The following is a 13,321-nucleotide window of genomic DNA, read 5'->3' as shown; positions in this document are numbered from 1 at the left end:
CTAGTTCGAAAGCATGCGATCGACCCAACCGAGGAAGCCACCTTCGGCCCGCACCGGCTCCAGCGCCTTCGCAGGCACGGATGCGGCGCGTTGCGTATGGGCGCGTGGCGGCAGGTACTTGTTGGTCGGGCGATAGCCCAGCTCCGGCATCAGGTCGACGCCGCCGCGCTCCGCCACCAGTTGCGAAACGGCTGAGTGGGGATCGCCAAGATCGCCGAAATGCCGTGCGCTGGTCGGGCAAGCGGCGACGCAGGCCGGCACGCGATCCTCTTCGGCCAGGTTATCATTGTAGATGCGGTCGACGCACAGCGTGCATTTCTTCATCACGCCGACATCACTGTCGAATTCGCGCGCCCCATAGGGACAGGCCCAGCTGCACAATTTGCAGCCAATACATTTGCTTTCGTCGATCAGCACGATGCCGTCCGATGCCCGCTTGTAAGAGGCACCGGTCGGGCAGACGGTGACGCAGGCCGGCGTCTCGCAATGCAGGCAGGAGCGCGGGAAGTTGACGGTACGCCCGCCCGCCTCCGTCGTGTGCTCATAGCTGTGCACGCGGTTGAACCAGACGCCGTCGACATGCCCGCCATAGGGGTCGATGTCGGTCAGCGGCGCCATGTGGCCACCGGTGTTCCACTCCTTGCAGGCCGTGACGCAGGCCTGGCAGCCGACGCAGGTGTCGAGATCGATGACGAGGCCAAGTTTCTTGTCGGTCTGAGAAGGAAGGCAGGTCATTCGGCGGCTTCCCTTTTGACGCGAAACTCGGCGCCGTAGCGAAGGATGTCCGGCGAGGACTCGAAATGTGGTGGCTCGTGAAAACGCTCGAATTGCGGTTCGGTGAAGCCGGCTTCGTCGTCAGCGCATTTGACGATGCGCACCCGCAGGTCGAACCACGCCGCCTGGCCGGTCACCGGATCGGAATTCGAATAGCGTCTGGCTTGTGCATCGGCCGAGGTCTGGTCGCCGATGATATGGTTGAGCAGGAAGCCGCGATTGCTCTCGGCGGCATCATCCCTGAGCCCCCAGCTGCCGCGCCTTTTGCCGATGGCGTTCCAGGTCCAGACCGTGCTTTCGTTCACCCCGTCGATCAGCTTGATCTGCCCCTTCACCCGGCCATTGATGCTTTCGATCCAGACCCAGTCGTCGTCAACAAGACCGAGGCCGGCGGCGGTCCGGTGGTGCACGAACAGCCGGTTCTGGCTGGTGATCTGCCGCAGCCATGCATTCTGCGAACCCCAGGAATGATACATGTGCATCGGCCGCTGTGTCAGCGCGTGCAGCGGGTATTTTTCGAGATCGACAACCGCTTCCTCGAACGGCACGTACCAGAACGGCAGCGGGTCCATGTAGGTCTCGATGCGCTGACGTTCGCTCTCGGGTGGCATCACCCGGCCATGACCACGCGCGGCCAGCCGAAAGCGCTGCAACGGTTCAGAATAGAGCTGGAAGACGATCGGCTCGGCCTTCGGGATAAAACCCATCTGCTCGGCGAACTCGAGATAGGAGCGGTTGGCCATCTTGTAGTAGCGCTGGTCCTCCGCGAAATCGTGGTGCCAGAAGCCTCCATTGTCGATGTAGCGCTGTAACTGGTCCGGGTTCACCTCACCCTTGCCGATCAACGTGCCGTCCTTGCCGCGCCACCCGGCCAGCGGTCCGATACCCAGTGTGCGCTCGTGGTTGACGATATAGTCAGCATAGTCGGCATACTTGGCCGATCCATCGTCATTGATGAACCCGGGCAGGCCGAGCCGCGCGCCGAGTTCGATCAGCACCGACTGGAACGGCCGGACGTCGCGGTCCGGCTCGACCACAGGATGGCGGATGGCATCGCCCGGCCCGTCGGCATGGCTGATCGGCCGGTCGAGCAGGCTGATGCAATCGTGACGCTCTAGATAGGTCGTGTCCGGCAGCACGAGATCGGCGAACGGCACCGTCTCGGAATAATAGGCGTCGGAATAGATGATGAAGGGGATCTTGTAGTTGCCGGCCTCGTCATGGTCGGTCAGCATCGTGATGGTCTCGACGGTGTTCATCGAGGAATTCCAGGCCATGTTCGACATGTACATCATCAACGTGTCGATCGGATACGGGTCGCCGGCCCAGGCATTGCGGATGACGGTGTGCATCAGGCCGTGAGCCGCCAGCGGCGCATCCCAGGAATAGGCCTTGTCGATGCGAAGCGGCGTACCGGCGCCATCGACCAGCAGATCGTCCGGCCCACAGACGAAACCGAGCGGCATCCCGTCGAGCGGTGTCATCGGTTTGGCATTCTTGCCGGCCGGCTTCGGGCCTGGCGGCGCCGATCTGGGGTAGGGCGGCTTGAAGCGGAAGCCGCCGGGCACGTCCACCGTGCCCAGCAGCACTTGCAGCAGGTGGATGGCGCGGCAGGTGTGAAAGCCGTTGGAGTGGGCGGAGATGCCGCGCATGGCATGCATCGAAACCGGCCGCCCCTTGATGGTCTCGTGCCGGCGCCCGGCCCAATCAGTCCACGCGATAGGCAGTTCGATCGTCTGTTCGAAGGCGACGTGAGCGAGTTCGGCGGCGATGCGGCGGATCGTGTCGGCGGCAATGCCGCAACGCTCGGCGACCGCGTCGGGCGCGTAGCTGTCATCGAGGTAGCGGTCGGCAATCAACTGGAAAACCGTAACGCAGCGGCGGCCGCCGACTTCGAAGCTGCCGGTCAGCGCCGGCTTCGCCTCCGGGTCGGTTGCCTGAACGGAAGTCTTCGCCACCCTGTCCCAGGCCAGCGGATTGCCGTCGACGTCTCGCACGAACAGCCCGTCGTCGGAGGCATCAGGCTCCTGCACGACAAGGACATGGGCGTTGGTGTAGCGGAGCAAATAATCGAGATCGACGCGGCCGGCTTTCAGCAATTCGTGGATGAGCGCGAAAACGAACAGGCCGTCAGTGCCGGGACGGATGCCGATCCAGTCGTCGGCAATGGCATTGTAGCCGGTGCGGCACGGGTTGATCGACACCACCTTGGCGCCGCGCGCCTTGAGCTTGCCCAAGCCGATCTTGATCGGATTGGAATCATGATCTTCGGCGACACCGAACAGCATGAAGTATTTTGTGTTGTCCCAGTCGGGCTCGCCGAACTCCCAGAACGAGCCGCCGATCGAGTAGAGCCCGCCGGCCGCCATGTTGACCGAACAGAAGCCGCCATGGGCGGCGAAATTCGGCGTCCCGAACTGGCTCGCCCACCAGCCGGTGAGCGACTGCGACTGGTCGCGGCCGGTGAAGAAGGCGAGTTTTTTCGGATCGGTCCGGCGGATGGCAGAGAGCCGCTCAGTTGCAATCGCGAACGCCTCCTCCCACTCGATCTCGCGGAATTCACCCGAGCCGCGCGGGCCGGTGCGCAACAGAGGCTTCTTCAGCCGGGCCGGGCTGTAGTGCTGCATGATGCCGGAACTGCCCTTGCCGCAGATCACGCCGCGATTGACCGGATGGTCCTTGTTGCCGTTGATGTAACGGACCTTGCCATCCTTGATGTGCACGTCGATGCCGCAGCGGCAGGCGCACATGTAGCAGGTCGTCTTGGCAATGCTGTCGGAAATGCTTGGCGAGGTGTCGACGCCGTCACCTTCATCGGGCGCGCGCGTGTCGGCAAGCGCGCGTTGTGATGGTGCCGAATTCGCGCCGCGACGCGGTCCGTGGATCATGGGGTGCCCGCGCGGCCGGCGGACTTGGCTCGCGTCTTCGGCCCGGGGCCGCGCATATAGTGCTCTTCAGGATGATAGCGGTCGCCGGCCAGCCGCCGCTTTATGCCGCGCGTCCAATGGGCTAGCAGGGATCTGAACCGCCCGATCATTTCAGTGCTTGCGATCCGCTGGCGAATTTTTTCTAACTTCGCTCGAAAACGTAGAATAAAGCTATCGATCCGTCTAATCAGTTGTTCTTGTAAATTCGATCGATATTGGTTCTTAATGCGTGCATGACTCTCGATCAGCTGCGCATTTTCGTCGCCGTCGCCGAGCGCGGCCACATGACCAAGGCGGCGGAGCTTTTGGGCATTTCGCAGTCGGCCGCGTCAGCCGCCATCCGCGCGCTCGAAGAGCAGCACGGCGTCCATCTGTTCAACCGCGTCGGCCGCAACATCGAGCTCGCCCAGACCGGGCACCGCTTCCTGCCCGAGGCCAAGGCCGTGCTGGAACGAGCCGCCGCGGCGCGCGACGTTCTGGAGCATGTCGCGCAAACGGTCGCTGGCAGCCTTTCGATTGCCGCCAGCCAGACCATATCAAGCTACTGGCTGCCGCGCCGGTTGGCATCCTTCCACGAAGCCTATCCCGCCGTCAGGCTGAGTGTCAGCATAGGCAACACAAGGCAGGTCGAGGCCAATGTGCTTGATGGCACGGCGGATCTTGGCCTGGTCGAAGGACGCACCGAGTCCGACATCCTGCGCCGCACCAAGGTCGATGTGGACAGGCTGATGCTGGTCGTCGCCAACTCGCATCCCGAGATCGCCGAAACCGCGCCGGGCCGCCCCGACATCAAGGGGCTGCGCTGGATCATCCGCGAGGGCGGTTCCGGCACGCGCGAGGTGCTGGAGGACCTGGCGCGGCGCGAGGGAATTTCGCTTGCCGATCTGCAGATATTCCTGGTGCTGCCCAGCAACGAGGCGATCCGCCAGGCAGTCGAGGCGGGCGCGGGCGCCGCCATCATTTCCGAACTCGTCGTGGCCCGCGCTGTCGCCGAAGGTACTTTGCGGTCCGTGCCGCTCGAACTGCCCAAGCGCGACTTCGCCATGATTACCCATCGCGACCGCCAGGCAAGCCTGGCGCAGATGGCGCTGAAGGCGCATCTGGGTGCGCCGGCAGACCACGGGTAGGGTTCCGGTCAGCCGAACTTCCGCTGGGCATCCAGCGCCAGCCCAAGCCCGACCGAGCCGAACATGTCGCCGTCGATGACGGAAGCCTGCGGCACCAGCGACAGGATTTCCCGTCTCGCCAGCGGGATCGCGGTCGAGCCACCGGTCAGGAACACCGCGGTGATGTCGGACGGCTTGACCTCAGCGTCGCGGATGGTCTCAGCCACGGTTGCGGTGACCCGCTCGATATCCCTGGCGATCGTGGCGTCCAGCCCGCCGCGGGTGATCTCGGCGGCGAACTCCGCGCCCGGCAGCTTCACCGCCACCTCGGCGAACGCCTCATCGGTCAGTTCGATCTTGGCCTTTTCGACCAGTGCGGCCAGCGCGTGGCCATAGCGGTGCTCGACGATGTGGATGAAACGGTCGACCAGGTCGGCCCGCGCGGCCTCATAGCGGATCTGGCGCAGATGCGTCATCGCCTTGACGGTGTAGACCAGGTTGATGCGCTGCCAGGTGGCGAGATCGATGAAGTAGCTGGCCGGCAGGTTACGCTTGCCATCCTTGGTCGGGGTCAAATAGCCGAGTTGCGGCATCACATGAGCGATGCTGAGCAGCCGGTCGAAATCGGTGCCGCCGATGTGGACACCGCGGCTGGCCAGGATATCGTCCTTGCGGTCCGGGGATCGGGCTCGCTCCGGTGAAACGCGCACGACCGAAAAGTCAGACGTGCCGCCGCCCATGTCGATGATCAGCGCCAGCTCCTCGCGCGTCACCCTCTGCTCGTAGTCGAGGGCCGCGGCGATCGGCTCGAACTGGAAGGCGATGTGCTTGAAGCCCTGGGCGTGCGCGGCCTTTTCCAGGTCGCTCTGGGCATTCGCGTCGGCTTGCGCATCGTCATCGACAAACTGCACCGGGCGGCCGAGCACCACGGTTTCGACCAGGTCGCCGCCATCCTCCTCCAGCTTTTTCCTGAGATGCCCGAGGAACAGGCCGATGATCTCCATGAAGCCGATCGAACGCGCCTTGATGCGCGTCTTGTCGTGCGCCAGCGAACTGCCGAGCACGCTCTTCAGCGAGCGCATCAGCCGACCCTCCACACTGTCGGTGTAGTTGGCGATGGCCTGGCGGCCAAAACAGATACGGCCGTCCTCGAAATTGAAGAACACGGCACTGGGCAACGTGACCTGGCCGCCTTCAAGCGCGACGAGGTGGGGCTGCCCGTCGCGGACCACGCCAACGGTGGAGTTCGAAGTGCCGAAGTCGATACCGGCGAATGCTGGTCGCAAGGCAGCCTCCTGTCATTGGCGCCAGGCAGCGGATCGGCGCTCGCAGGAGAAGCGTGCGCTGCGGTTTGGGGAAACCGAACCACTCTGCCGAATTGACCACTCTGGCGAATTTGAATTGTGCGTGTTTGCCCGTCGGGCGGGGAGGTGCGGTCTATAGCATGATGCGAGAAAGGGAAACCCCTTTTGGGCGTCTCAGTCCTTGCGGAAAATCAGCCTGCCGAGCCAGCCCGTCAGCATGGCCAGCGCTATGGCGAAGACGCCATAGAGGAAGGAGTAATTGTGGGCGACGCGGAAGATTGACTGCTCGAAGCCGGATTTGCGGATTTCGAGCTGGGCCGAACTCTCCTTGATGAACAGACCGCTCTTGAACAGGAACGCGCGGGCTTTATGGGTCCCAACTGGCACATTGGGCGCCAGCCTGACGGTGGCGCGGAAAAGGTTCTGCGACAGGAATTGCACGCCGCCGACATTTTCGCTGTAGAGGCCGGTCGCGGCCTTGCGTTCGCGCAAAGCCGTAGTGAACTCTTCGATCGTCGCCGGGCTGTCGCCAGCGTCGGCCGGCTGCATGTAGATGTTTGAGGCGCCGAGTGACAGCTGCTTGTAGCTGTTGGGTTCGGTGATGTCCTGCAGCGGCCGCGTCGTCGCCACCGAATAGGACATCGGCACGTTCTCGAAGGTTTCGGAATCGAGATTGACCCAAACGCCGAGCACCCGGTCCTTGCGCCGCACCACCACCGGTCGCGGCGGGCCTTCGAGCACGACGATGACATCATAGCGGTTCTGGCGTGCGACCAGCGGGTCGGGGTTTTCCAGCGAGCCGAAGATGGTCAGGTCTGCACCGGAAAAACCGGCGGTGATCGAGACGTTGTCGGTGGAAAGCCCGATCTGGATGCCTTCCGGCAGCAGGGACTGTGCCTTGGCGGGTACGACGGCCGCAAGCAGTGACAGGAAAATGGCGGTTGCGAACGCTTTGCGGCCCGTCATCAGTTGAGGCCCAGGGCAGACAGCGAATAGAGATTGGGCGGCGTGACGAAAAGATCGATCGCAAGCCGGATCGCTACCGCCAGCACCAGCAAGGCCAGCAACGCCCGGAGCTGTTCGCCGCGCAGCCTCTGGCCGGCCTTGGCGCCATATTGCGCGCCCGCGACACCACCCGCCATCAAAATGAAGGCCAGCACGACATCGACGGTCTGATTGGTGGTGGCATGGACCAGCGTGGTGTAGGCGGAGGTGAAGATGATCTGGAACAGCGAGGTGCCGATAACGACGTTGGTCGGCACCTTCAGCAGGTAGATCAGCGCCGGCACCATGATGAAGCCGCCACCGACGCCCATGATCGACGACAGGAAGCCGATGCCGGCGCCAAGGCCAAGCACCGGGATGACGCTGACGAAGAGTTTCGAGGCCCTGAACCGCATCTTCAGCGGCAAGCGGTGGATCCAGTTGTGCTGGCCGGATTTCTTCAGCACCGGGGCGGCGCCACTGCGTGTGGCACGCAGCGCATTGATGCTTTCGACCAGCATCAGCCCGCCGACCGTGCCGAGCAGCACGACATAAAGCAGCGAGATGAACAGGTCGAGCTGGCCGAGCCTGCGCAGGAAGGCAAAGACGTAGATGCCGCCGGTCGAGCCGATGATGCCGCCGGCCAGGAGCACGCCGCCGAGCTTGAAGTCGAGCGTGCCGCGCTTCATGTGCGAAAGGACGCCGGAGACGGAAGAGGCGATGACCTGGTTGGCGCCGGTGGCGACCGCGATCGCCGGGGGAATGTTGTAGAAGATCAAGAGCGGCGTGATGAGGAAGCCGCCGCCAACGCCGAACATGCCCGACAGGAAGCCCACCGCCGCACCCATGGCCAGCAGCACGAAGACGTTGACGGAAATTTCCGCAATCGGGAGATAGATGCCCACCCGTCAGTCTCGATCAGTTTGCCTGTCGGCGAATACAGCCGTTGTGGGCAGTCTCGCACCGAAAAGCCAATTTTTTCTTGCGCAGGAGACGCAGCGAAGTCAAACCGCGCCGCGCCGCCGAAACAAAAATATCTCAATCAGTTAACAGGCAAATGTGTGGCAGGAGCGTCGTGGAAACGACGCTTCTTCTTCTTATTTGCGCGCCAGCAGCGCCTTGACCAGTTTTTCATCGACCGCGCCGGTCGCCGGCAGCTTGCTGTCGGTCTGGAAAGCGATGATCGCGTTCTTGGTCTTCTCGCCCATGACGCCATCGGCGCCGCCGGCATCATAGCCGTTCTTGTTGAGGATGAGCTGAATGTTCTTGACCGCCTTCTTCATGTCGATGCCGGCGGTCGTCTGCGGCGTGCCTTCCTGCCAGGATTCGGGAATGTCGGCCGAATTGGCCGCTGGGTTGAGCGGCTTGGCCTTCCACAATTCGGTTGCGGCGCGGGCGCGATCGAGCTGTTCGGGCCGCAGCGCATTGGCGATCTCGTCGCGCTTGGCGGCAGCATCCTTGTCGCCGGTCTTGGCAACGAGCGCGAACCATTTGTAGGATTCTTCGAGGTTCTGCTTCATGCCGACGCCCTTGGCGGCGAGGATGCCGAGATTGAACTGGCTGTCCTTGACGCCGAGGTCGGCCGCTTCCTGGAACCAGTGCGCAGCCGATTCATTGTCGGTCACGCCATCTGCGGCCATGGCGAACAGCACGGCCAGATTGTGCATGGCGCTGGCGTTGCCCTGCTCGGCGGCGAGCTGGTACCAGGTCTTCGACTTCTTGATGTCGCGCGCGACGCCAATGCCCTTCTCGTAGAAATTGCCGATGCGGTATTCAGCCGGCGCGAAGCCGAGTTCCGCCGATTTCTCGTACCATTTGGCGGCTGCCGCCATGTCTTCCTTGACGCCGCGCGACTCGGCGTAGCGCGAACCGATCTCGAACAGCGCCTTGGCGTCGCCACTGGCTGCGGCATCGCGCAGCGCGGCCGGGCCGGCATCGGCCGGAATGTCGAACTTGGCGGTGGTTGCCGCTGTCTGCGCATCCGCCGGTGCCACGGCACCGGTGGTGTCCTTGGCCGTGCTGTCGCTGGCCGCTATTGGCGCGGCTGCAGCCGGCTGCGCGTCGGTATCCGTCGCTTGCGCACCGCTGGTGACGGCGGCCGGCTCAGAAGCCGTCGCGTCCATCGGGGTCGTGGAAATGGGCGCAACTGGCGCCGAAGCGGCTGAAGCCATCGCGTCGGAGGCGGGAGCGCTCGGGCCCGAAGAGGTGGCCGAAGCCGCAGGCGCCGCAGCGGGCTCGGCCGCGGGCACTGTATTCGCCATCGCGTCAGTGTCCGACGGCATGGCCAGGGCGGTCTGGGCCACCATGTTGTCCTTGGCTACTGGCACCGACGGCTCGGCTTGCCTCACGGAGCGGGCCTGCGCGTTGTCCGTCGCCGCCGGCTGCGCTTCCGTCTTCGGCTGGCTCGCTGTGTCGAGGGATGCCGTTTGCACCGGTTGCGAGGCGGCGATCGGCGCCGTGTCGTTGGTTGCGACCTGGGCAGGATCCGAGAGAAACGCTTTGCCGAGCTGCAGGCCGGCAAGCGCCAGCATGATCGCCGCCGCCGCCATCAGGATCGGCTTGCGCCGTGCCTTGAGCAGGTCGCCGATCCTGAGTGCCTTCACAGGTCCTTTCATCGTCGACTGCCGCTTCAAGGCGTCTGCCTCGGCCGCGGCGGCCTGGGCGGCGCGTCGGGCGGCCGCAATGAAATCCGATTTCGCGGCGTCGCCATCGTTGGGCTTGGTCGGTTGCCCGCGCTCGTCGCGCACACGCTTCATGATGGCATTGAGGTCGGGTGCGCCGGAGCCGGGCTCCAGCGGGCGGTTGGCCACTTTCGGGTCGAGCGGCTCGTCGAGATCGACGCTCGGGATGTCGGCGCTCGGCGCCGACCCGGCCAGCGGCGGAATGTCCGCCGCCTTCTTGCCCTTGAAGGCGCGTGCCAGCCCACCAAACATCGATTTGCGGCCAGCCGGCGCATCTTTCGCGGCGACGGTGTCTGACCCGAGCGCCGCAATGGCGGCAGCAGCGGCGGCTTCCGCCGGCGAGCGCGTGCTCAAGTCGCCACGCGGGTCGCTACGCATACCCAGGTCGCTGCGCATACCCAGGTCGCTGCGCGTGCCGAAATCGCCACGCGGGCCCGGGTCGTTGCCCAATATGGCGGCGGCGCGGCCGTCGAGATCGGCCATGTCTCCGGTCAGCGGCATGGGTTCGTCGATATCCATCGACGGTGCCTCGACGGCCATCTTGGGCCGCTTTGCGCCGCGCCAGGCATTCGGCTCCGGCGGTGCTGTGTCCAGGAGTTCGCTTATCGCCTCGGACGGTTCGCTGGTTTCCAGCGAACCCAGCCTGTCGACGATCTTCAGCAGCGTGTCATGGATGGCTTCAAACGTTCTCGAATTGCGCTCGTCGGAGCGCCGCGTCAGTGTTTCCAGCGTCTTCAGGTCCTGGGCGAGGCCGGAAACGGCCGTCGCGTTGGCGTTCGAACCGGCCAGCGAACGCACCGCGCTCTCGGCCGCCTCGCGTGCCGCGCCGAGGATGGAATCGCGGGTCCCGGCCAGCGCCTTTTCGATCTCGTCGAGGCGCGGGCTGATGTCCTCGAATTCCGGCAGCGGCGTGCTGGGCTTGGAAAGATGGGCGGACAGGCCGGCGACCTGCGCCTCCAGGCTGCGGATCAATGCGGGATCGATGCCGGCCACCTGGGCCGCCGATGCGTCAAGCCGGCTGGAAATGTCCTCGAGCCGGCTTTCCAGCCCACGGATCGCCGCTTCGCCGGCGGGATCGGGAGCGCGCGTTTCGATGCGCGTGGCAAGGGCGGTGAAGCGGGCGTCGATAGCATCCATGATGCCGGCGCTGTCGACCTGCGGCATGCGCTGGTCCAGCCGGTCGGCAACTTCGTCCAGCCGGCGCTCGAGATCGCGAAACAGCATATTGCCTTGTTCGATGGCGTCGCCCTGGCGGCGTTCCATCATGCCGGACAGCACGTCGAAGCGCTGTTCGAGGCCCTGGAAGATGTAATCGGCATCGGGCATGGCAGGTGCCTGGTCGATCTTGTCGGCGATGAGCGTGATCTGCTTGGCCAGCCGTTCCATCGCCTGTTCAGGCAGGTTGGCGCGGCCGGCGAGTTCGTCAACCCGGCTCGACAGCGTGCCCAGGCGATCCATGACCGCATTGCCGGGGTGGTCCTGCGCCACTTCCTCGATCTGCCGGGCGAGCGAATCGATCCGCTTCTCGATGCGCTCAAAGGCTTCATGATCGACCGAATTGGCCTGTGCCGCGACGGTCGAGGCGACGATGGCACGGGAAATCTCGTCCAGCCGCTCATCGATCATGCCAAGCGTATCGCTCCCGCGATCGTCCTGCTGGCTGGCGAAGTGCTCGACGGCGCCTGCCAGTGTGCGCACCTTCTCCTCCAGCGATCGCAGCGACAGCGATTCCGGCAAATTGTTGACGGCGTTGCTGATCTGCTCCAGCCGGTCGGTCAGCGCCGAAAGGCCGGGATCGTCGGAACGCTTGCGCTGGTCGGCGTCGACGCGGTCCTCGAAAGCTGACCAGCGGCGATCGAAATCGTCCCAGCGGCGGTCGACCTTCTGCACGCTTTCTTCGCGAGCCAGCGTGTCGAGCGCTGATTTGACCTGCTCGAGCTCCAGCCGCAGCAGATTGACGCTTCTGTCGTCGCTCTTTTCCGACAGCGACTTGATGGCGCCGGAAAGCCGTTCAAATTCGACGCCGAGCTCGGCGCTGCCCTTGCCTGATGCGCCGGGCTGGGCGTTCGACTGGAAGGCGCGGTCGATATCCTTGCGCAGCGCATCGAATTCGCGCTGCAGGCCCGACGTCATCTGATGGCGCAGCTCCTCGCGCATGCCGCGCAACTCGCCGGCGATCTTGCCGACCATGGCGACGCTGTCTTCCTGGCCGCGCACGCGATCGATGTCGCGGGCAATGGCTTGGTAGTTCTGGTCGAATGAAGGGGCAGGTGCTGGGTTCTGCGGGCGTGGTGCCGGCTGCGGATCCTCGTACCACCGTTGCTGGCCGGTCGGCTGCGCGGCGGGATAACGCGGGTCCGTGGCGGGAGAGCGCGGATCGGTGGCTGGATAACGCGGGTCAGCTGCGGGGTAGCGTGGGTCGGCGCCGTATTGGCGCGGAGCGGGACGTGCCGTGACCTCCTCGCGGGTCTGCCCCAGTCGCTGCTCCAGCGTTTCCAGCGAGCGGTTCAACTGCTCAAGCGTGGTCTGCGGCCTGCGCTGCCTGCCGGCATTGAGTGTATCGAGATAGGACCGCTTGTTGTTCATTGGTGCGTCCGTCTTTCAGATAGGCCAGCTTGCGACCAGCTCCCCAAGTCCCCTGCCGGAACGAAGGCGACCGCGCTTCCATGCCACGGTGAAAGACAAGCTTCCCGGGGGTTTCACCCGCGCTCCGAAAAACCGTGAAAAATTCGATACAGGATAAACACGGGTAGCCGACGCGCCCACATTTCCCCCAACGTGGTAAACAACGCGTTAACCAAGCTTAAGAAGTTGCAAGGAAGTTGGCTGGACGGCCTCCGGTGCGGCATAAAGCACCCCCAACAGAACGTCCTTGCGTCATGAGGCGGCTATCGGTATAGAATTGACGTAAACGTAAAAGGCGCCTTGAAGCGTGCCGTTTTGCGATTTTGTTTGTCGAAACCACGACTGAAGGCACGCCCCCGCCTTCAGTCCGGCGATGCTGGTGCAAGACCGCGACGCCACAAATGGGGAAAGCCAGTGACCATGAAGCTTATCTCGGCCGGCGAGACCGCGGCCAACACCAACAATATACCTGTCGAAGCCGGCGAGGACCTCGCCCGCATCGGCGAAATGGCCAAGAAATACGGCGTGACGCTGCGCACGCTGCGTTTCTACGAAGACAAGGGCCTGCTCAACCCGCAGCGTGACGGTTCGACCCGTCTCTACACGCGCCGCGACAAGGCCCGGCTGAAGCTGATCCTGCTCGGCCGCAAGGTCGGGTTCTCGTTGCGCGACGTCAAGCAGATGATGGATCTCTATGATCCGACCGGTTCGAACACCAAGCAGCTGCGACTGGCGCTGGACAAGTCGGAAAAGCAGCTTGCCCGCCTGCAGAAGCAGCGGGCGCTGATCGACGACGCCATCAATGAACTCAGCGGCTCGATGTCGGCCGTGCGCCAGATGCTGACCGAACGTTCGGCAACCCAGGCCAGCGTCGCCAGCTAAGCCAGCCTATTTGTTACCAATCGAATTAAGCCGCGTGG

At 64.1% G+C, this 13,321-nt stretch carries 8 protein-coding genes; 2 read left to right on the top strand and 6 right to left on the bottom strand.

Translation table 11 applies throughout. The annotated features are described in order from the left end of the window. Both A3A9_RS0123600 and A3A9_RS0123595 read right to left on the bottom strand, forming a co-directional pair. Positions 1-735, bottom strand: coding sequence for a 4Fe-4S dicluster domain-containing protein (locus A3A9_RS0123600; protein ID WP_027060989.1), 735 nt, complete (start codon positions 733-735; stop codon positions 1-3). Next, complete coding sequence (locus A3A9_RS0123595; RefSeq protein WP_027060988.1) at positions 732-3,662, bottom strand: molybdopterin oxidoreductase family protein; 2,931 nt, start codon at positions 3,660-3,662, stop codon at positions 732-734. The genes A3A9_RS0123600 and A3A9_RS0123595 overlap by 4 nt, the downstream gene beginning before the upstream one ends. A gap of 272 nt (positions 3,663-3,934) precedes the next feature. Here A3A9_RS0123595 and A3A9_RS0123585 point away from each other — a divergent pair, with 272 nt between their 5' ends. Next, positions 3,935-4,828, top strand: a complete 894-nt coding sequence (locus A3A9_RS0123585) for a LysR family transcriptional regulator (RefSeq protein WP_027060987.1) — start codon at positions 3,935-3,937, stop codon at positions 4,826-4,828. Positions 4,829-4,836: 8 nt separating this feature from the next. On the opposite strand, the gene A3A9_RS0123580 is transcribed toward A3A9_RS0123585, so the two are convergent. The 4 genes from A3A9_RS0123580 to A3A9_RS0123565 all read right to left on the bottom strand — a co-directional run bounded on the left by A3A9_RS0123580 (position 4,837) and on the right by A3A9_RS0123565 (position 12,362). Beyond that, the gene (locus A3A9_RS0123580) at positions 4,837-6,093 is read right to left on the bottom strand and encodes an Hsp70 family protein (RefSeq protein WP_027060986.1); all 1,257 of its coding nucleotides are present in this window, start codon (positions 6,091-6,093) and stop codon (positions 4,837-4,839) included. A 192-nt stretch (positions 6,094-6,285) separates the two neighbouring features. Further along, positions 6,286-7,077, bottom strand: a complete 792-nt coding sequence (locus A3A9_RS0123575; RefSeq protein WP_027060985.1) for a TIGR02186 family protein — start codon at positions 7,075-7,077, stop codon at positions 6,286-6,288. Then, positions 7,077-8,000 (bottom strand): sulfite exporter TauE/SafE family protein, encoded by a 924-nt coding sequence (locus A3A9_RS0123570; protein ID WP_027060984.1) that lies wholly within the window; start codon positions 7,998-8,000, stop codon positions 7,077-7,079. The genes A3A9_RS0123575 and A3A9_RS0123570 overlap by 1 nt, the downstream gene beginning before the upstream one ends. 192 nt (positions 8,001-8,192) lie before the next feature. Next, positions 8,193-12,362, bottom strand: a complete 4,170-nt coding sequence (locus A3A9_RS0123565) for a peptidoglycan-binding protein (protein ID WP_027060983.1) — start codon at positions 12,360-12,362, stop codon at positions 8,193-8,195. A gap of 459 nt (positions 12,363-12,821) precedes the next feature. On the opposite strand from A3A9_RS0123565, the gene A3A9_RS0123560 reads away from it, so the two are divergent. Further along, on the top strand, positions 12,822-13,283 hold the full coding sequence (locus A3A9_RS0123560) for a MerR family transcriptional regulator (protein WP_080680924.1): 462 nt from the start codon (positions 12,822-12,824) through the stop codon (positions 13,281-13,283). Positions 13,284-13,321 lie beyond the last annotated feature (38 nt).

It is taken from the genome of Mesorhizobium loti CJ3sym (genome assembly GCF_000472785.1).
Lineage (GTDB): Bacteria > Pseudomonadota > Alphaproteobacteria > Rhizobiales > Rhizobiaceae > Mesorhizobium > Mesorhizobium loti_E.
This window is presented reverse-complemented; position numbering and strand designations above follow the sequence as displayed.